The organism is Microvirga sp. BSC39, from assembly GCF_000739015.1.
Classification (GTDB): domain Bacteria; phylum Pseudomonadota; class Alphaproteobacteria; order Rhizobiales; family Beijerinckiaceae; genus Microvirga.
Map to the genome: position 1 here is coordinate 57,484 of NZ_JPUG01000075.1, position 19,591 is coordinate 77,074.

Sequence of the window (19,591 nt, forward strand, 5' to 3'; positions counted from 1 at the left end):
GATTGCTCTCCTTATAGCCGATTGTTAGACACAGCTCCACGACCCCGCAAGCTCCTCACCCTGGATGCCAGGATCTGTGACCCTCGCGTTAGGTCTGGTAATCGCGATACATCAACCTGGTCCGGGGCCCGAACGCCTCGGCCGCATCTCAACAGGCTGACAGGAGATCGGGCCAATGCCCCCGAGGGGAGGGCAGTCAGGCCACCGGGATCCTTGTCCCCAATGCCACTGGGCGTGTGGGGTTAAGCCGATCTGGCTTCCCTGCTCCGGGATATTGATGCCAATCAGCAACCGATAAGTAGCGGTCTGGTGCACCCAGTCCTCGCGGTGATACCGGATCTCTCGTTTGCGATGGAGACAGTGTGATGCGAGGACTTTTCTGAAGGGCTGTGGGCTTTCTGCGAGATCAGGAAGAGCCGCTTGAGCTTCGGCATAAGCGGCCGCATAGCCCTCCATCACTTGGACCACCTCAATTTTGAGAGTGTTCCCACGTGCTGCTTCGGACCTGTAAGGAGATCCATGTTTCGGCATGTGCGGTGCCAACATTAGTCCTCACGAAGAACAAGGAGGATGATCCCGTGCTGGCCATTCCCATACCACTGAAGCTTGCCGCTGAGTGCACCGGTGACAAAGTCAGGGGTACTGAGTGAAAAGGCATCGACATGCACGTGCGCTCCCGGCAAGCCATCCTGATCTTTCCAGGTCGTGGATTTGAATGTTGGGAGATGCGGGTCAGCAGGCCTGAGCCAGTAATGATGCAGGCTCATGAGCGACCAGCCAGAGGGTGCGGATGCCAGAAGCCATATAGCGCTCTTGCCGCTGGCGGTAAGCTTCCTCCCCCTGGAGCTGAACCTAAGCTTCAATGGCGGCGGTCCAGTGTTTTCCAGGCCGGCGGCACAAGACATCAGCCCGCCCATCCTGACCATCGGGTGTTGTTCCAGATTGTTCTGGCAGACCATCCCAACCCGCGGCTCGGGCTCCGATCAGGATCTGTGCTTTGATGTAGGGATGAAGGTCAATTTCCTTTGCTCCCTCAGGCGCTCGCCCAGGAGGATAGGTGAAGAAGCGTGTTCCACGATGCGATGTCTTCGGGATGGCCCGCCCTTTTCCATATGGCATTCATGCATCGCGATTTCGCGCTGATCGCAATCGCTCCCATTTATCATCGGTCATCAATGGGGCAATTAGCGGCTCTCCTGAGTGCGTGTATGCGAGCAGCGGCACGCTCTAACTTGTATTGCCCCGAGACGTGCGTATGGTGTTGGAACCTCACACCTTGAACGCGGCATGAGAACGGAAGTTTGCGCTATCGATCAATGGGCAGCTAACCATTCCCGCAGCTTCGTCCAGCGCCTCTTCATCTGCCCGCCTCTAACGGCAATCCCGACTGCTTTCTTCTGGCCCACCAGAACGACCAGACGCTTGCCGCGGGTGACGCCCGTGTAAAGCAGATTGCGGGCCAGCATCGTGAAATGCTGCGTCACGACAGGGATGATGACGGCCGGATACTCCGATCCCTGTGATTTATGAATCGTGGTGGCGTAGGCCGGTATCAGCGTATCGAGTTCACCGAATGGGTAGGACACCTCCCGTCCATCGAACGAGGCAATCAGCGCCCCTTCCTCGTCATCAATCCGCGCGACTGTCCCAAGATCGCCATTAAACACCTCCCGGTCATAGTCGTTCTGGGTCTCCATGACCCGATCTCCCGGGGAGAAGCGCCAGCCAAACCGTTCCACCTTGGATGGAGGATTGGGGTTGAGCACTTCCTGAAGCCGGATGTTGAGGTTGCGGGCTCCGAGCGCACCTCGGTTCATCGGGCACAGCACCTGAATGTCCTTCATTGGATCAAGGCCGAACCGGCGTGGCATGCGCTCCTTGATCATCTGAACAATCTTCGGCACGCCCTCCTCGGGATCGGCGATCTCGACGAAGTAGAAGTCGCTCTCCTCGCCTGCCTTCTGCGGCTCAGGCATCTGACCCTTGTTGATGCGGTGAGCATTCACCACGATCCGGCTCTCTGCCGCCTGCCGGAAGACCTCGGTCAGACGGGCGACTGGGATGCGCTCCGAGGCGATGATGTCAGCCAGCACCTGCCCCGAGCCAACCGACGGCAACTGATCCACGTCGCCCACCAGCAGCAGACCCGCCGGAGCAGGGATAGCCTTGGTCAGAGCATTCATCAGCGGCACGTCCAGCATGGAGGTCTCGTCCACCACCAGCAGATCGCAGTCGAGCGGGTTCTCCTCATTGCGAGAGAAGCCACCGTGCTTCGGATCAATCTCGAGGAGGCGATGGATCGTCTTGGCTTCCAGACCGGTCTGCTCTGTCATGCGCTTGGCCGCGCGTCCTGTGGGAGCCGCCAACGCGACGCGAACGCCTTTCGCGACGAGCAGACGCAAGATCGTGTCAAGCAGGGTTGTCTTGCCGACACCAGGACCACCGGTCACCACGGCCATCTTGGAGCCAAGCACCAGTTTTAGAGCCTCGCGCTGCGAGGCCGCCAGGGTCTTGCCGGTGCGGCCTTCAACCCATGGAATGGCCTTGTCGAGGTCGATCTCGGGCCAGGGTGATGGACCAGACGCTCGCTCAATCAACCGAGAGGCAATCGCCTGCTCGGCCAGATGGAGCCCTTTGAGGAAAAGGCAGGTCTCGCCGCCGATTGAGTCCGAGACGATCTCGCCCTTAGACAACTCCTCGGCGACAGCGGTGCGGATCAGGGCCTCATCAACTTCAAGGAGCTGTTCGGCCAGCCGGGTGAGAGCATCAACCGGTAGTGCGCAATGCCCCTCGTCCGTCGCCATCTGGAGCGCGAACGAGATACCTGCCCGGATGCGCTGAGGCGCAGTCTTCTCCATCCCGAGCTTGGCCGCGATGGCATCCGCTGTTCTGAAGCCAATGCCGCGCACATCCTTAGCCAGCCGGTACGGGTCCTCGGTCATGACCTGGACGGACTCATAGCCGTAGGTCTTGAAGATGCGGACAGCTCGTGCCGTGCCGACCCCGTGCGCGTGAAGGAAGATCATGATCTCCCGCACCGCCTTCTGCTCGGCCCAGCCCGCCACGATGCGGGAGGCCCGCATCGGGCCAATTCCAGGCACCTCAGTCAAGCGCTCAGGAGCGGCCTCGATCATCTCAAAGGTGTCTACGCCGAAGGCAGCGACAATCCGCTTGGCGATGGCCGGTCCGATGCCGCGCATCTGGCCCGAGGCCAGATACTTCTCGATGCCCTCTGCTCCGGTGGGTGGTGTCGTCTTGAGCACCTCGGCCTTGAACTGAAGCCCATGTGTGCGGTCGTTGATCCAAATGCCACTCGCGGTGATCCACTCCCCGGCAGAAGCCGCAGGCGTATGCCCAACAACGGTCACAAGGTCACGCTTGCCCCGCGTGTGGACCTTAAGGACAGCGAAGCCGTTCTCCGCATTGTGGAAGGTGACGCGCTCCACAGAACCCGCGAGGGTCTCGAGGACCGGCCTCTGATCAACTTGCGAGGGGCGAATCATCTGGTTCATGGTGCCTGCCAGGAATCGCTCCCAGCCTCTCCGACTGTATCGCTGAATGGCACCGCTGACGAGGATGCTCTGCTTCTCCAGCTCCAGATGTTCTTGTTTTGTTTCAGGGCTTTTTTGCGGCGATTTGGATTAACTCTGCTCCCCCCGCGCAATCTACCGATTCGGTTGTAGTGCCGGCTATGCAAGCGCCAATCCCGAGCATTCACAGAGTTCTGCCCGGTTTCCACAGCTGAAAAGAGAGTTGGTTAACGATCAGGTAGCAAAGCGGTACTCAGGGGGTGGCTGCTGATTGGGAGATGGAAATGGATAACGGACCTGATAGTGGCAAGCGACCTTCAGCGGTCTCCGACACCGAACTCCTGCGCCGGATTGGGCAAGATCTCCGCTCAATTTACGCCGATGTGATCAGGCAGCCTCTCCCACAGCGCATTCGAGCAACTCTCGCCCTCATTGATCGGGAGCAGAGGCTTGGTGAACAGTTGCCTCGTACGCTGCCGCACTGAAGAAGGGAGGTGCTGTTCGCAAGACCACCTTGCCCGTAGTTTTGCCCGACTACAAGGCTCGATGAGCTTGAGCCACACCTTCGTGGAGGCAGACGTCGAGACCTGAGCAGGATTGCCGCCAGCAACGACTACGAGATGGGTATCCTTGTTAGAGGTACGTTTCAGCTACGGACAAACGATGGCTTTCGAGAGAACTTAAAGCCCGGAGCCACGCTGAACTGTATGCTGCTCGCCAAACACACATACATTGGCATTGCAGCTGAGGAGGCCGAACTGCTTTGGGTGGGATGACGCGCTTAGTTCCTTACCGTTTTATCGTTCCGTGACGTGCGATGGTTAGACGCAAGTGTATGTTGCTGAAGGCTGTAACAGAGACGCGTTGCAGTTGCTCCGCCTGATTCGTTTCTGATCGCTTCGGCCGGCTCCTTGACTGGTCTTGGTTGCTGTCTCATCGTCATGTCCTAAGGGGCTACGATGAACCATAAACTCTCCCTCCTTCAACTCACCCCATCTGTCTCAGGAGTGATGACGGTGGACACCTGCAATCCGGCCTATCCACCCAGCCGAACCTGTCCAGTTGATAGATCCAGCATCATTCCGGTGAGGGATCCCGTCCCAGGCTCTGTTGATCATGCGGCTCGATTATCGTGAAGCAGTGCTCGATCAATCTGTGCTTTCCGCCTTCTGCCGCAATGCATTACAGTGGTTGTGCCATTTCGACCCGACAGGAGCCCGCATGAAGAAGGCGCGCAAGCTCTATGAAAGTTCAAGCGGTGATCGCTGGTACCTCATCCGAGACCCTTCAGGGGCTTTGTTCGTCCGCCACGAAGCCAATGTCGCTTCCGGAGGGCAGGTGGAACATGAAGACATCGCGGCTTTCCTGGGGAGGGGCGTAGGGCCGGAACAGCAGGAACTGCTGCGTCTGATCGGCACCCTCGTCGAGGAGCACCCCGCAAACGGGTAACCCATTTATGAAAGCGGCGGCCCTACGAGTTCTTGATTGCGATCTTGCCGTGGCGGAAGGTGAAGATATCGCAGCCTTGGACCTCCACATGAGCACCGTCAGGCCCGGTGGCTGTGAACACCCACTCGGAGACGCCCCGATCTCCAGCAATGAAGTGCTTAGGATTATTCCACCTGGCATCCGGAAAGGTTGCAAAGACCTCCTCAATTCCACGGCGGACTGCAGCCCGACCTGTAAAGATCGTCCCCTTCACGTCAGGACCACGGCTGGCCTCGAACACGCAGTCCTCCGTCATCATCGACAGGATCGCATCCGGGTCATGCCGGTTCCAGGCTGCCGCAAAGTCATCAAGGACAGAAATGGAAACAGCGTCTGCCATCAGGGGTCCCCTCTTGGCTCCTGAGATGCACCGGGTCAGTAGACAATGCTGCGGTCGCACTCCATCACCAGCCGCACCAGCATAGGCGGGCCAGCCTTCTCGTGAGGGACACCTTGAAGGTCCGCATCGCTGACGCCCCGCGCGGCACAGGACCCAGCCGAGAGATACAGCCGGCCACCTCCGGCGATCACCTTGTCGAAATGCTCCCGAAGGGCACCCGTACCAAGCCCGGCGAGGCCGGTGCGCGTGGGTTCGCGGATGAGTTGAACCGCATCGCCTGCCAGGAACACGTGAACCTGATGCCCTGCCTCGACGGCTGCTGCCGCGACGAAGAAGGCGAGTACAGCCTTAGTGGGGTTTTCAGGCCCGCAGGTGACATGGACAAGAAGGCTGGACATGAACACCTCCGCCGAGCCTAGAACGGGAGAGCAGGACTATGCTCCTCGTCAGGCCGTACGCCAACGTGACGGTTCTACTATTTGGGATGAGATGGGCCGGGAGCCGTAAACCCGCCTTGGTCGCTCGAAGATCTTGACGAGAGTAGCTGCTCAACCCACGCTGGGACGACCTCGCTGGCTGGCCCATACCGTCCCTCATCGAACTGGCGGGCGTTATCTGAGGGCTCCAGATTGATCTCGCAGGTGCGGAGGCCATGTTCCCGCGCCTCCGATACGAAGCCTGCTGCCGGGTAGACGGAACCCGAAGTGCCGATTGCAACAAACAGGTCTGCCCCGAGCAGAGCGTCATAGATCGCATCCATCTCCAGCGGCATCTCGCCAAACCAGACTACGTGAGGTCTCAACCCTCCGGAACGGCGGCAGGACGGGCAGGGGACTGCGATGCTCAAGTCTTCGTGCCATGGCATTGTCCCGCCACAGGCTGTGCAACGGGCTTTGAGCAGTTCGCCGTGCATATGGACGACCCGCTTCGATCCAGCCCGCTCGTGGAGGTCGTCGATGTTCTGCGTGCAAAGAAACAGGCTGCCGCCGCGCTCGGCCAGACCGGCCTCCAAGCGGGCAAGTGCCCGGTGAGCGGCGTTGGGCTCTGCCGAGAGGAGGTTCTGGCGGCGCATGTTGTAGAAGGCATGCACCTCGTCCGGATTGTGAGCGAATGCCTCTGGCCTGGCGAGCTTCATTGGGTCAAAGCGGGACCACAGCCCATCCTTATCCCGGAAGGTACCCAAGCCGCTTTCGGCTGACGCGCCGGCTCCGGTCAGTGCGAAGATCTTCATGATTTCTCCTAGGAGTACAAGCACGAGCTACCTTGGTGTCCTGAGCCCTGCCACCTGTTGCAACAAGACCGGCTGTGGCCACGACCCCCTCCCTGGGAGCCACCGCAAGGAGTATCCCGTCGAACTCACAGCCTGGGTCATGGGCCAGGAGATCGGCCGCCCCCAGAGGCTCGACCAGCTTGGAGGCAGGTTCTGTCCGATCTTCAAACGTATGCAATATGCCGCGCATAGCCTCTCGGGTGAATCGTCCATAACCGATGAAGGTTGGCATGTATTCGTCCCTGCTCACTGCGTTCGGATGAGCCGCAAGAGTTTATCACGTCATGGTTTGGACCTCGGGCAGCCTCAGATACCCACTCAGGATGAGATGCTCAGCCCAGCCTGATGTGGTTCGATGCTTTCCAAACTGAGAAGGACAAGCCCATGGCCGGTAAGTCTCGCATGCGACCCTCGTTCAAAAAGAACACCCGCCGCTACAGGGAGGTGATTGCCCCAGCCAAGACGCTCGAAGGGCAGAAGAAACTCACCAAAAAGCGTCGCTATGCCAACCGCCACGGTTAGCCGAACACAATCCCCTTTAGGTTCTTCAGAGCTTTATCGCAACGTTCGATGTGGTCGCTGGCCCGCCGCTGCATCTCCACGGTGTTGCGGCAGGGCTCATCGACCTCTTGCTTGCAGAACGGGCAGATCATTGGCTCGATCTCCTAGCTGACGGGGCATGTCAGGCCAACAGAGATGCTGGATCGAGGTTCCCGTGTGTCGCAGCCCAAGCCCTACAGCAAGGATCACGCCAGATGCTCTTCTGGCCTAAAGCCTCAGCATCAGTGTCATTAAAAAGCCAAGGTATCTGCCCTTGATCCCTTTATGAGCAAAGCTCCCAAGCGCCCAAGCCAACGTGATAACCCCAAACCACCGGATGTCGAGGCTGGTGTGCAGCGGCTCAAGTCCACCACCCGTAAGCCGCGCGCTGCGCCGAAGAAGGCGAACACGGCTCTGGATTCCCTGAGCGCTGAGATGCCCAATGGGGGACTGGAGGGACCCGAAGGGAACACTGGCTCCAAACTTCCGCCTGTGCAGAGCGACACCCTCGCCTCAAGCGGCAACTTGGCAACGGAAGACAATCGGAACACGCCAGATCAGCAAGACCTACACAGCAGGATCAGAGATGAGGTCGAGCAGCCGGTGCAGACGGTTGGTCTCGGCCCAACAGAGCCTCATCACGGCCTTGCAAGTGGTCAGCCCCGGCCCAGCGAGGGGCTTGAGATGCAAGTCGCCCAAAAGCAGGAACCAACCCAGCATCTTCTTATGGTTCGTGACCTCAAGTCGGAAAGTCGACAGGATAGGAAAAGATCTGTCCGCATTGGCCTCGAAGGCCAGGTTCAACAAGCGATCAGAGTGTGGAGCCCACGCCTCCAGGCTGCGTCAGCACAGGTGAGAGGTGCCTCGGGACGTGTGAAGGTCTGGGCACAGGAGAAGTCGGAGCGCAGGGGGCATGAGACCGACAAGGCTAGAAGATCAGCAAACCCGGTCTACATTCTTGGCGCAATCACCCTTGGCATTCCAGCTTTGCTGCTGATCCCGCTGGTGGGGATGAACCCGGGAGTTCAGGAAGGGACCTTCACGACTGTTGCGACCTTCCTCGTCGTCTCCGCCTTTGTCACGGCTGCAGTGTTCGAGATCAAAAGGCTTGCCGACCAATCCTCTGATGAGGAGCATCACTGACTAAGGGGAGTTGTCGTCTTTCGCCAAAGCTCCCCTCAAGACCCAGGACCGTTAGAGGAAGTGGTGCAGTGAGCAGGCGGTGCACCAACCGGCACCGCCCGACGGAAGAGTGGCCCTAGCACTCTGTTTTTTGCTTTGTGGTGGTGCCGGTCGCGTCAGTCGTCTGTTTCGTCGTTGTCGAGCAGCCGGTGCTGCCAGTTGTGCCGACATCCCGGTTCTCAATCACGACGTTCTTCTGGTCCGGTCCTGAAGCGGCGTCACCAGTTGCGCCGCCTACACCAGCCCCGACTGCTGCGCCAACTGGACCTCCAACAACCGCACCAACTGCACCGCCTGCTGCAGCACCGGCTGCGGCCCCTCCTGGATCGGCCGAGGCCAGGGTCGGTATCAGGAGGGCTGCTGCAAGAGCAGCGTACTTGATGTGTGCGCGCATGACTGTTTCTCCAACGAACCAATCGCGAACTGCGATCTGCTGCCACGTTAACGGCGTCCTCACGAAGGCGTTTCAGCTTGGCGGTTTGCGACCCTCAGTGATTTTGAAACATCAGCATGATCCCCAGCTTTTGCTGAATGATGGGATAAAGTCCTCTATTGAATTCGGTAGGGGTGCCTTGCCAAAGGTGAGCAAGGAGCATAGGTGGAGCAAAGGTCACGGGTATTTACTGTGCTGCACAGGCCGTTCCTGCTGATCCTGTTAGGATTTCATCTAGATCTATTCACCTTCTGAAACCTGTTCCTGTGCAGCCGAGGACATGAGCACTATGAGCGAGAGCACAACCTCTCCGAACTTCATCGAACTCTCTGCTGACATTGTTTCGGCTTATGTCAGCAACAACTCCGTTCCGGCCTCTGAGCTCCCGGCGCTCCTTAGTTCTGTTTACTCGGCTCTGACGAAGACTGCACAGGGTCAGCAAGAGGAGCCCAAGGCTGAGTTGGTGCCTGCGGTCTCGGTGCGGAAGTCCGTTACTCCGGATGCCATCATCTGCCTGGAAGATGGCAAGTCATTCAAGTCGCTGAAGCGTCATCTGCGGACGACCTATGACATGACGCCCGAGCAGTACCGGGCGAAGTGGGGTCTGCCCGCTGACTACCCGATGGTCGCGCCGAACTATGCCAAGGCACGCTCCGAGCTTGCTAAGACCATGGGGCTCGGCCAGCAGCGCAGAAAGACTGCTGCTCTGGTGGATGCTGCTGCCAATGAGGCTGCTCCTGCCAAACCCAAGGGGGCGGCTGCGAAGGCGGCTACGACATCGGACGAAGTGACTGCGCCTGCCAAGGGTAAACGCACGAAAAATGCCGCCTAGTTCATCCCGTAGTATTTAAAGCAGCCATAGCCGTTTAGATGCTCTCTCACTCAAACCCGGTGCTTCCAGTGCCGGGTTTTCTATGCCGCTCCGCCAACTTCCGTACCGCTATCCCGGAAGTGCGTCGGCTATGCCGCACTTCAGGCTGAAGCGGGTTAAGACCTCATTTACCGTGAGAGCACATCGTGTTGGCTCCGCCATCGGAGCCTATCATGATCAGTGTTGAGCAGATTCTCCGCAGTTGCCTCGGTCGTGGTGGCAAAACTAAGCGTATACTTCTGGGGCTGACCCTCCTGAGCCTCTCGGGGTTCTCGGAGGCTGCGTCTGCCCAGAGCTTGATCTCGATGCGAGGAACGGATCGTATCCAAGTGGTAGGTCGTGCAGACCCGACCCAGGCATGGGTGAGCTTCTGCCAGCACCGACCTCGTGAATGCCATATCGATCTCTCGCAGCCTGCGCGCATCACCCTAACCCCTGGCACCTGGGCGGCTCTCACGCAGGTGAATGAGCGCGTCAACTCATCGATCCTTGCGGTCACAGACCAGGATCACTGGGGTGTTCTCGACCGGTGGGACTATCCAGATGATGGGCTTGGTGACTGCGAGGACATTCAGCTTCTGAAGCGCAAGCTGCTGGTCCAGACCGGGCTGCCGCACCGCGCCCTACGGATGACAGCCGTCATCGACGACCAGGGGCAGGGGCATGCGGTACTCATGGTCCTCACAGACCAGGGCGATTTCGTTCTCGACAACAAGCGCAATGCCATCCTGCCTTGGCGGTGGACTGGCTATACCTTCATCAAGCGGGAGGGCACCAGCGGCAAAGCTTGGGTTGCTCTCGGAGATCAAGCCGCCCCAACTGTCACAGCCAATCGTTAGATCGGATGGAGGGCGGAAATGACTGACCGACGATGCGGGTGTGCAAAGGGAACGCTATTTCAACCGGCTCATTGATGACGAGCACCTCCGAGACCTCCGCGTGATGGACGGGTGTACCCTCATGCTCGACCGCAGGCTCTGGCAACAGAGCAGATTTTGCTGTCGATCCGGGATAGTTGACACCGCCACGATCCGGGGCGTGGCAGCACCTCCTGCACCCGGCTCCCTGCCAAGTCTGGCCGAGCATCTAGTTCCTGTCTGACGGCCTGAGCATGCGTAGGTACTGGCGCAGGAACGCGAGCTTCACCATCGCGGCGAGATTCAAGGCGAGCTTCTCGTGCCAGATCCTGCGGCTGCCGACAACAGGCGCTTCCAACAAGCTGATCGCCCGAGAGCTTGGCTTGACTGAGGCGACGGTGAAGGTTCACATCAAGGCGATCCTGCGGAACGCTAAAGCCGAGAAACGGACACAGGCGGCCATGTGGGCAACCCAGTTCCTTGGCCCTGCTGCTAACTCCCCCGAGATGGTGCTCGCGGGCTAAGCAAGATCGTCACTCCCATCTCATGAAAAGAGACCCGCTCCGTGGGGGAGGAGCCCTAAGGTTGACGCCCTTGTTTTTGAGAGAGGAACGGCGATTTCTTTTCAGACGGGTCCAACAGGAGCGCGCGACCATCAGAATTGCAAACGGTAGGAAGGCGCGAGGTAGTTCAGCGTGGCCGAAAAGAAAAAGCCCGACCGAATGTGAGGCTTTTGCATCCGCGGCTAAGTGAGGGTAAAGCTGGATGCTGTCTTCTGATTGTTCAAGCTCAGCTCGAGAGCGCTATGATCGCGCGGGGACTCCAAGAGGGCTGAGCATCAGGAAGCGAAACTCCAGTCAGCTGCGAATTAACGGCCGCGCTGAAACCCAACCCGAAAGGGTGAGTTGCCTCTCACATCTGTTAACAGGGGCAATGCTGGGCAACGAGCGAAAGCCATGCAGCAGAGTAACAGACACCGATGGGCAAGACAGATCCCCAATAGCCTGAACTTCTCGCAGGAGCAGGTGACCTTCATCCTCGGCCATTCCCTGCGTAACCTCTATAACGATGTCCTGGCGGCAGACCTGCCAGACAGGCTGAAAGCTCTTGTGGAGCAGCTTGATAACGGGCATTCCCCACCGCCCGCTGCCCGCTAAGCTGGGCGCTCGACAGCAGTGGAATGAAAGAATGGCCGGCAAGACGGTGAAACGGGCAGACCTGTGCGATGCAGTCTATGCGACCACGGGTGTTCCCCGGCATGAGGCAGCGACACTGGTCGAGCAAGTTCTGTCCGAGCTCGGAGAAGCCTTGGTCAGGGGGGAGAGTGTCAAACTCTCCGGCTTCGGCACCTTCACGGTCCGGAACAAAGCTGAACGGATGGGCCGAAATCCAAAGACAGGGGTCGAGGTGCCCATCGAGCCGCGCCGGGCGCTCACCTTCAATCCATCCTATGTTCTGAAAGACCACGTCAACAGAACATCCTAAGTGATCTCAAGCTGAAAAAGAAAAGGGTCGCGCCCAGTCTTTTGACCGTGTTCGCGACCCGTCAGCCCCCGCATTTGCCCCTACGGTAAGTACATAAAACTATTGTTGTTTTTTAAACCAATCAATGAAAGTGTGGGGTGCTTCCAATGACCGGGAAGATGAACTAGCCAGGTGCTTCGCGCAATAAGGGAAAACCGAAAGCTTGGCTGTAGGCAAAATACGTATTGCCTTAACGGAAGGTGAGAACGTTACGGCGAACATACCAAGAACAAAGTTCCATTCTAGTCAGAAGAACACATCTCCAGCATTCTATACTAAGCTTGGCCGTAAGTTGCGGCGGCTTTTACATTGTTAATCGCCTGTCTCTTTGCTATCCGCCCGAGCGCGTTACCTCCAAAGATTAGAAACACTGGACGGTCGGGGCAGCATTCCAACAATGGCTATCAGCAGTTTCAGCATCGGGGTTTCTGAGCCAAACGGCGCAAATCGTTTGGCTGCCGTTCGTGATCTTGGCGTTCTCGACACGCCACCTGAGGCTGTGTTCGACGACGTTGTTCTAATCGCGGCTCAAGCCTGCCGGACCCCAATGGGTTCTATTGGGTTCTTGGTCGAGGGGCGGCACTGGTTCAAGGCCAAGGTCGGTTTCGATGAAGTCGAGATCCCGGCTGACCTGTCGATCTGCGCCTTTACAATCCAGCAACCCGGGCTGACGGTTATCACCGATCTCCGCGAGCATCCGGAGTTTCGCCACAACCCGTTCGTCACCGGAGAGCCGGGGCTGCGCTTTTACGCCGGCATTGCCTTGCGGAATGAGAATGGCTTTCCTGTTGGCACCCTGACCGTTGTAGATTGCGAGGCACGCCCGGAAGGGTTGTCGCCGGTACAGGAGCGGACGCTTCTGGCGCTGGCTCGCTCCATCCAGCGCGAGATGAAGCTCCGCAAAGCCGAGCGGGAGTTGGCCCAGAAGACCGAGATGCTGGACCGGTTGCATGCCAGCTCCGAGGACTGCATAACGGTGCTCGATCTGGAGGGTCGGCTTCGTTTCATGAGCGAGGGCGGTTGTCGGGCGATGGAGGTGGAGACCTTCGCCGACATTGAGGGCTGTGACTGGCTCGACTTCTGGACGGGACCGTCGGCTGACGATGCCCGCCGGGCCGTGCTGCGGGCCAAGCTCGGGGAGGCCGGTCGCTTCCGCGGGTTCTGCCCGACGCTGGCGGGAACCCCGAAGTGGTGGGACGTAATCGTCACGCCGATCATGGGCAGCGACAGCAAGCCGGATGGGTTGCTGGCCATCTCGCGCGACATCACAGGTCTACAGCATGCTGAGGAGAGCTTGCGCCAGAGCGAGGAGCGGCTGCGTCTGGCAATCGAGACGACCGGCCTCGGGATCTGGGATCTTAATACCCTCACCGGCGAGAGGCAGTGGACCGCCGAGGCGCGAGACCTGTTCGGTTTTGCGCCGGACACAACGATCAGTCAGGAACTTGTGCTTGAGCGGATCCATCCAGAGGATCGGGAGCGGGTTGCGGACACCGCGTACCGGGATCAGCCGGGTGACAGCCTGACCTTTACCAACACATTTCGGATCATCCGGGCTGATAATGGCGAAGAGCGCTGGATCACGTCCGTCGGACACACGCTGGTCGACAAGAACGGACGGGCGACCCGCAAGCTGGGGATCGCGCAGGATGTCACCCACCACATCGTGGCCGAGGAAGCCCTGCGCGCCAGCCAGGACGATCTGCTCCGGCAAACCGCCCACCTACAATCCATTCTGGCGACGGTGCCTGACGCGATGGTCGTGTCAGACGAGAAGGGGATCATCAGGTCCTTCAGTGCCACCGCGGTAAAGATGTTCGGCTACCAGCCTGAGGAGATCATTGGTACAAGCGTCAAGTACCTGATGCCGGTGCCGTACCGGGACAACCACGAGGGGTTCATGCACCGCTACCGGCAGACCGGCGAGCGCCGGATTACGGAAAGCGGCCGTGTGGCGGTAGCCCAGCGCAAGGATGGCTCCACCTTCCCGATGGAGGTGCACCTGGGTGAGATGGAGTCGGGCGGCCAGCGCTTCTTTACCGCCTTCATCCGCGATCTGACTGATCGGCAATATACAGAGAAGCGCATGCAGGAGTTGCAGACCGAACTCGCCTACATGTCTCGCATGACGGCTATGGGCGAGATGGGCTCGACCCTGGCGCATGAGGTGAACCAACCGCTGACCGCGATCACCGGATACCTGAAGGGCTGCGGGATGATCCTGGACCGGATGGACGGAGAGCACGTGCCGATGCTGCGCCACGGGATCGAAGGAGCCGTGGAGGAGGCACAGCGGGCCGGTGAGGTGATCCGTCAGCTGCGGGCGTTCGTGGCCCGCGGCGAGACTGATCAGGAGGTTGAAGACCTGCGCAAGCTGATTGAGGAGGCCAGTGCCCTGGCTCTGGCCGGCGCCAAGGACAAGGGCATCAAAGTTGATTTCGATCTTCCTCACGAGAGCCCCAAGGTGCTCGTCAGTCGAGTTCAGATCCAGCAGGTTCTTCTCAACCTGGTTCGCAACGCTATGGAGGCCATGCAGCACGTCGGTGAGCGCGATCTCACCATCAAGGCAGAGGTGGAAGACGAGGGGACGATGGTACGTCTGAGCGTCAAAGATACAGGGACTGGTCTGGCGCCCTCTGTCCAAGACAAGCTGTTCACGCCATTCACAACCACCAAGAAGGCTGGCATGGGCGTGGGCCTGTCAATCTGCCGGACGATCATCGAGGCGCATGGCGGCAAGATCTGGGCAGACTCGACACAAGGGGAAGGGACAACCTTCCACTTCACCTTGAAAGCGGTGAAGGAGGAGGAACTTGCCGAGGCGGCGGAGGCATGAGCTACCAGGCCAAGCGCCGCGGCTAAGGCCCTGAAAGTGTCACAAACCTGATTAGGCTCTGGAGCTCGGCCTTGCCCTGTTTCAGCTCGCACTGAGACAGTATCCCGAGGCCGCGACGCTGACCGGCCGTGCGGTCCCTTGTGCTCGCTGCGAGCAACCGCTCAAGATGACCCGGACGGTCAGCGTCACCACATCCCCCAAGGGAACAACACCACAGGAACCAGCGGCCAGAGTGTAGCGGAACAGATCAACAACCAAATTGCCTATCCCGCTTGAAAAACACGAATCATGGACTCTATTCTGTTTCGGGCCGCCGTAATGAAGCGGACGTCTTCCAGCCGCCGTGCGGGGCTTCTGGATTGTGTCATCACCTCTTCGTCGTTCAAAAGTCAGTCTGAACCGGTGCGGGTGCATCGGGGCAGGAGTTCAGGAGTCTCTCTTTTGGCCACGCTGAAGCAATTCGAAGAAGCCCTGCGGGCTCAAGGCATGAATATGGCCCTGGCCATCCTCGAGAAGATGCGCAAAGAGGAGAAGAAGACGCGGTCGATCGCACCGGCGCGTCGGGTATCCGGGCGAAAGATGACGCCAGAGCTCGCCCGCAAGATCCTTGAGCTTCATAGCACCACCGACATGACCCAGCAGGAGATCGCGTTCCAGCTTGGGGTCAATCAGGGCAGGGTGAATGAGGTTCTGAAACGAGGAAAATGGCTGGTCGAAGATCCCCAGTCGGAGGAAGCCCAAGCCCGCAATAAGGCGAAAGCTCGCATGAAGCGCATGCAAACTGAGGATACTCCGATCCCGCGCAAGCAGCCTGTTGCCGCAGGTGTCGAGGAGGGCCCAAAGAAGCCGAGGCCTAAGCCGAGCAACACGGCGCAATTGTCGATCGACGACTTCCTGTAAGCCTCAAGCATCTGAATGGAATCTTGTATCAGCGGGTACCTGCCCCGCTGGTGACGATCAGGTCTAGCCGCTCCAGATCCGAGTGGTGCATCAGCAGCACGCCGTTTTTGTGCGCGAGCTGGTGGGCAGATTTTGTGTAGACAGAGTTTGTGACCACCACAGCGTAAGGAGCATCCTGAAACGCAGCGGCCGCATAGGCTTCCTGAACAGCCTTGTTGCCAACGGTGCCGTTGTAAAACTTGCACTGGATGACCACCCGTCTGCCATCCTTCTCCGCGATGATGTCGGCACCTTGATCGCCCGATCCGGGAGTAAGCGCGGCCTGCCATCCGGCTTCGTGAAGCACATCACGGCAATAGAGCTCAAACTCCCGGCCGGTCATCGCATCGTCAAACTCGACTGCAGCCTCGGTCGGCTGGTGCCGATCGATGATCCGGTTCATCCGGGTCCTGAGGCGGGCAACGTACCGTTTTGGGTCCTTAGCGACGAGATGATCGATCTTCCGGCGCTGGAACTCCGGTACAAGCGTCTTCTTGATGAAGGTGTTCAGGTGCCTGTCCCAGGTTTCCTCTGAGATGTTTCCATACTCGTCAGGTGAGAGCATATGGGCACGTTTGGTCGCCAGGGTCCGGACATGCCTTAAGGCCGCTCGGTCCGTTAGATCATAGATCAGCAGAAGCGAGTGAACCTTGGTCAGCCGCAAGAACAGGAGCAGCGCGAGCCCGGCCCAGGCGGCAATGGGGTGTAGATAGAGGCCTACGCCGAACAGAAGCAGCATCGCAGCGCTGAACGCCTTGTGCCTCCAGAGGTACCGAAACATTCCCTTTACCGTGCCAAATGCCGGTCATCGCCATGATCACCAGCCGTTGTCGATAGCTGAGCGCGGTTACCGACGGCTTCGCACTGAGCCAAAACCGAGAGAACTCACAGGATTATTTCGACAGCTACTGTTTAGTCATCCGGGTTCTGTCGAGGATTTGACCGGCGAACTCGCGCAACTCCTCCACAGTGCTTGTCTCGTCCCTCTGAATGACGAAGAGCCCGGTATGAAGCAGGATCATCAGTTCCCGAGCCTGCCGTGCTTCACCGTCGGCAGCCGGCATGACTTCAGCCATCTTGGTTCGCATGATAGCCGCATCGCGGTCCAAGGTTTCCATAAGACGGGTGGTCACTGCATCTCCTTCCATCGGCCGATCTGAGAGCCTGACCGATACAAATAGTTCTCCTCGCCGGAATGGTAATAGGCAGGTGCAGGAGAGCCCAATCACTCGGGCTTGATGCCGAGAGCAATGCAGTAGCCGTAATACGCATGTTCCCCTGCCTTATAGTAGATTTACGCGACCTCCGTCTTCTTGCGCCGGTAGGGGACAAAGCGGGAGCCGGCGCGTTGGAGGCGGAGATAGGCCATCGGGTAGGTGTCGAGTTTGACGGTCTGCTGAAGGCGAGGGAACTCCTTGGTCGACATCTCTTCCGAGGAGTCGTCTCGGCCCATAAACATCACGAACACTTTTCGGTGTTCGTGATGAACCGCTCATCGCTGAGGAACTCTGGGGTCGAAGCTGCCATACTGAGGATTCTCCATTAGGTCAGGCGCAACAAAAAAAGCCGCTCCAACACTGGAGCGGCTCAGCGTAAAGGCGGAGCAATCCGAGACTTAAAGGGTCTCAGACCTGCTGCAGGTTGGTCGCGGATTCTTTTCCCGAGCGACGATCCTGCTCAATCTCGTAGGAGATCTTCTGCCCATCCTGCAGGCTGCGAAGGCCTGCGCGCTCCACCGCTGAAATATGAACGAATACGTCCTTGCCGCCATTGTCCGGCTGAATGAAGCCGTATCCCTTGGTTTCATTGAACCACTTTACTGTGCCAGTCGCCATTCTCGTCCCTAGTCCCTAGTCGTTTCCTCTAGCGGAACGTCATGTTCCGCCCTCCGGTGACAGGTCCGTCACGCGAAGGAGGCTAGTTGGGCAGGGGTACCGTGGCAATATAGAGGCAAAATCAGGATTAACGCTCCTTTGAGTGCCGGGGTTGCTCCCGGCCGGTGACCTCGGCCCAGAACTGGTCGGCTCGTCTCTCAAATGCTTTCGGGCCGCGGCTGTCGCTCTGTAGAACCGACCGGGATGCCCGGCTCTGTCTCGGTAGCCCCTCGATTCAAAGATTCCCTATTATGTTTCGAACCTCATGGGCCTAATCAAATCACGCTGGCAGGTCCGGTCAATTCAAGTGCGATCGAAATAAAGGCAGAACTTGCCGAATTATGGTTAAAAGACCCTCCGGCAGGCGCGTTCCCGCTTGATGGATCCTTAGAGGGATTTTGGAAATTCCCCTTCGCCGTTGCTTGCCTTCTTTTAATTCCTGTGTTTCGTAAAGTCATTCTCAGATCACAATTCGTGTTCACGAAATGGGAACAAGGGCAGATAATCACGTTTCAAGGTGCGGACCGGAGGCCGATGGTCTCAGGGCTGCAACCTGAAGCGGCCTCCTCGCCTTGCGGGTTGGAGGGGTGATGCTCAGCCCTTGGATCAAGCGAGTTTGGTCTGTGTTTGTATTGAGGGGAACGGATGAGCCGCCAGTCATTTTCGGAAGATGACTTCTCAGAGAGCATGACGCTCCAGAACGTGAGTGCCAATCTCGAGACCATAAAGCGGATGATGGGATGGTCGGTGACGGAGATGTCGAAGCATATCGGCATCAGCGACCGGCACCTGGACAGCTTGCTTAAGATGACCTCGAACGTCACCGTCCTGGTGCTCGAAAAGATCGCCGACGGACTCGGCATTCCCTTTCTGCGCCTTGTGGGCACTCGGATCGTGGTCAGGGGGCACCAAGCTGGCGCAGATTTCCTTAAAGAACTTCGTAAGGAATCGTGGGAGATCAGCAGCGAGGATGCTCCGGCACCGCCTGTCCGGCGGACGAGAGCGGCAGACACCCGTAAGTCGGGCAAGGCCGAAAAGGCTTCTGAAGCGCCTGAGGCTCCAGCCGGGCTCGAAGGGATCCTGCAGCGCATCGTTGAAGTCCAGGATCGTCTCGCTAAGGATAATAATCAGACCAACGCAAAGGTCGACAGGCTTTCAACACAGGTTGAAAACCTGGTGAGCGCGGTCAAGGCCGGAATTGGTGAGGCAGGTGCCGCATCCGTCACCGGAGCCAAGCGGGTGCCTAAAGGTCCGCGCAAGGCAAAGACCGAGGGTGAAAGTGCTACGGGGTTGGCGGCGAAGAGCGGTCGGAGCGGAGCCGCACGCTCGATTGCTGGAGCAACAAGCTCAGTAACGAGCGAAGCCTCGGGCACGAAGGATGCCGAAGGTGATCTGTTCGAGCGCAGCGCCCCCGCGCCAGCCAAGCGCCGGGGCCGTCCGCCGAAGACGGAAAGCGCGTCTGGCCGAGAGGCTGCTTTGAAGTCGCGCGGAACGGACAGCGTAAAGAAGTCGAAGGCCTCAGAAGGGGCCGGAGCCCCAAAGCGGGCCTACAACAGGAAGAAATGAGAAAGCCCGCTCACAGATATGAGGCGGTGGGAGCTGGTGACGCGACCGGTTCCACGACACCAATCTGCTTCGGGATTGGACTGTGACAGGCTCCTAGAGCCAGTGTGATGCCAGCCGTGAGAGCCAGTCTGGAATAAGTGGAGTGATTTGCGAAACGGGTCATGCTCCCTTTTACTGCAGGGGCGGCCACGCACGCAAATTCGGTTTCATTTATTTCTAATTCCTCCTTCAGGTCTCAGTTTGGGTGGAGGCTGAACGAACCCCGTAAAGATTTGTGATCTCAATTCTAGTGAGGCTTGGGAAACTCGTTTGGCTTGAGCAGGAGATGTTTGGGGCCAAGT

20 protein-coding genes and 1 pseudogene are annotated in these 19,591 nt (G+C 58.7%); 11 read left to right on the top strand and 10 right to left on the bottom strand.

Annotated elements, in window-relative coordinates:
• Nucleotides 1–1,313: 1,313 nt before the first annotated feature.
• Entirely contained in the window at nt 1,314–3,512 is a 2,199-nt protein-coding gene (locus tag MA07_RS20780) for an ATP-dependent RecD-like DNA helicase (RefSeq protein ID WP_036356203.1), read from the bottom strand.
• Between the two features lie 1,134 nt (nt 3,513–4,646).
• Between MA07_RS20780 and MA07_RS20785 the strand changes: the two genes are divergently transcribed.
• Nucleotides 4,647–4,979 carry a hypothetical protein gene (locus tag MA07_RS20785; RefSeq protein ID WP_244445317.1) on the top strand — a complete coding sequence of 111 codons (333 nt, stop codon included), beginning with the start codon at nt 4,647–4,649 and terminating at the stop codon, nt 4,977–4,979.
• Between the two features lie 22 nt (nt 4,980–5,001).
• Here MA07_RS20785 and MA07_RS20790 read toward each other — a convergent pair whose 3' ends face one another.
• The 3 genes from MA07_RS20790 to MA07_RS20800 form a co-directional block, all read right to left on the bottom strand.
• A complete protein-coding gene (locus MA07_RS20790) occupies nt 5,002–5,358 on the bottom strand; it encodes a nuclear transport factor 2 family protein (RefSeq protein ID WP_036356209.1) in 357 nt (118 codons plus the stop codon).
• 35 nt (nt 5,359–5,393) lie between these two features.
• Nucleotides 5,394–5,756, bottom strand: a complete 363-nt coding sequence (locus MA07_RS20795) for a DsrE family protein (protein WP_036356211.1) — start codon at nt 5,754–5,756, stop codon at nt 5,394–5,396.
• A 77-nt stretch (nt 5,757–5,833) separates the two neighbouring features.
• Nucleotides 5,834–6,589 carry an NAD-dependent deacylase gene (locus MA07_RS20800; RefSeq protein ID WP_052003388.1) on the bottom strand — a complete coding sequence of 252 codons (756 nt, stop codon included), beginning with the start codon at nt 6,587–6,589 and terminating at the stop codon, nt 5,834–5,836.
• Nucleotides 6,590–7,012: 423 nt separating this feature from the next.
• Between MA07_RS20800 and MA07_RS30250 the strand changes: the two genes are divergently transcribed.
• The gene (locus MA07_RS30250; protein WP_160195468.1) at nt 7,013–7,150 is read left to right on the top strand and encodes a hypothetical protein; all 138 of its coding nucleotides are present in this window, start codon (nt 7,013–7,015) and stop codon (nt 7,148–7,150) included.
• Here MA07_RS30250 and MA07_RS31240 read toward each other — a convergent pair.
• On the bottom strand, nt 7,147–7,281 hold the full coding sequence (locus tag MA07_RS31240) for a hypothetical protein (protein WP_280114251.1): 135 nt from the start codon (nt 7,279–7,281) through the stop codon (nt 7,147–7,149). The genes MA07_RS30250 and MA07_RS31240 overlap by 4 nt on opposite strands.
• A gap of 172 nt (nt 7,282–7,453) precedes the next feature.
• Here MA07_RS31240 and MA07_RS20810 point away from each other — a divergent pair, with 172 nt between their 5' ends.
• Entirely contained in the window at nt 7,454–8,311 is an 858-nt protein-coding gene (locus MA07_RS20810) for a hypothetical protein (RefSeq protein WP_152568962.1), read from the top strand.
• Between the two features lie 115 nt (nt 8,312–8,426).
• Here the strand turns inward: MA07_RS20810 and MA07_RS29155 are convergent, their stop codons facing one another.
• A complete protein-coding gene (locus MA07_RS29155) occupies nt 8,427–8,744 on the bottom strand; it encodes a glycine zipper domain-containing protein (RefSeq protein ID WP_081929091.1) in 318 nt (105 codons plus the stop codon).
• Between the two features lie 328 nt (nt 8,745–9,072).
• Here MA07_RS29155 and MA07_RS20815 point away from each other — a divergent pair, with 328 nt between their 5' ends.
• From MA07_RS20815 to MA07_RS20845, 7 genes and pseudogenes are all read left to right on the top strand, one after another.
• A complete protein-coding gene (locus MA07_RS20815) occupies nt 9,073–9,615 on the top strand; it encodes a MucR family transcriptional regulator (RefSeq protein WP_052003389.1) in 543 nt (180 codons plus the stop codon).
• A 368-nt stretch (nt 9,616–9,983) separates the two neighbouring features.
• Nucleotides 9,984–10,493, top strand: a complete 510-nt coding sequence (locus tag MA07_RS20820) for a transglutaminase-like cysteine peptidase (RefSeq protein WP_244445319.1) — start codon at nt 9,984–9,986, stop codon at nt 10,491–10,493.
• A gap of 344 nt (nt 10,494–10,837) precedes the next feature.
• Nucleotides 10,838–11,035: pseudogene (locus MA07_RS20825) on the top strand (LuxR C-terminal-related transcriptional regulator); the annotation flags it as partial.
• 432 nt (nt 11,036–11,467) lie between these two features.
• Entirely contained in the window at nt 11,468–11,668 is a 201-nt protein-coding gene (locus MA07_RS20830) for a NepR family anti-sigma factor (RefSeq protein ID WP_036356223.1), read from the top strand.
• A 31-nt stretch (nt 11,669–11,699) separates the two neighbouring features.
• On the top strand, nt 11,700–11,996 hold the full coding sequence (locus MA07_RS20835) for an integration host factor subunit alpha (RefSeq protein ID WP_036356226.1): 297 nt from the start codon (nt 11,700–11,702) through the stop codon (nt 11,994–11,996).
• Between the two features lie 490 nt (nt 11,997–12,486).
• The gene (locus MA07_RS29160) at nt 12,487–14,871 is read left to right on the top strand and encodes a PAS domain S-box protein (protein ID WP_244445320.1); all 2,385 of its coding nucleotides are present in this window, start codon (nt 12,487–12,489) and stop codon (nt 14,869–14,871) included.
• A 441-nt stretch (nt 14,872–15,312) separates the two neighbouring features.
• Nucleotides 15,313–15,771, top strand: a complete 459-nt coding sequence (locus MA07_RS20845) for a sigma factor-like helix-turn-helix DNA-binding protein (RefSeq protein WP_036356229.1) — start codon at nt 15,313–15,315, stop codon at nt 15,769–15,771.
• Between the two features lie 28 nt (nt 15,772–15,799).
• On the opposite strand, the gene MA07_RS20850 is transcribed toward MA07_RS20845, so the two are convergent.
• The 4 genes from MA07_RS20850 to MA07_RS20860 all read right to left on the bottom strand — a co-directional run bounded on the left by MA07_RS20850 (nt 15,800) and on the right by MA07_RS20860 (nt 17,645).
• Complete coding sequence (locus MA07_RS20850) at nt 15,800–16,549, bottom strand: restriction endonuclease (RefSeq protein ID WP_052003390.1); 750 nt, start codon at nt 16,547–16,549, stop codon at nt 15,800–15,802.
• Between the two features lie 166 nt (nt 16,550–16,715).
• Entirely contained in the window at nt 16,716–16,943 is a 228-nt protein-coding gene (locus tag MA07_RS20855) for a hypothetical protein (protein ID WP_152568963.1), read from the bottom strand.
• Nucleotides 16,944–17,104: 161 nt separating this feature from the next.
• Nucleotides 17,105–17,236, bottom strand: a complete 132-nt coding sequence (locus MA07_RS31245; RefSeq protein ID WP_280114252.1) for a hypothetical protein — start codon at nt 17,234–17,236, stop codon at nt 17,105–17,107.
• A gap of 199 nt (nt 17,237–17,435) precedes the next feature.
• Nucleotides 17,436–17,645 carry a cold-shock protein gene (locus tag MA07_RS20860; protein ID WP_036356235.1) on the bottom strand — a complete coding sequence of 70 codons (210 nt, stop codon included), beginning with the start codon at nt 17,643–17,645 and terminating at the stop codon, nt 17,436–17,438.
• Nucleotides 17,646–18,329: 684 nt separating this feature from the next.
• Here MA07_RS20860 and MA07_RS20865 point away from each other — a divergent pair.
• The gene (locus tag MA07_RS20865; RefSeq protein ID WP_036356238.1) at nt 18,330–19,250 is read left to right on the top strand and encodes a helix-turn-helix transcriptional regulator; all 921 of its coding nucleotides are present in this window, start codon (nt 18,330–18,332) and stop codon (nt 19,248–19,250) included.
• Nucleotides 19,251–19,591: the final 341 nt, after the last annotated feature.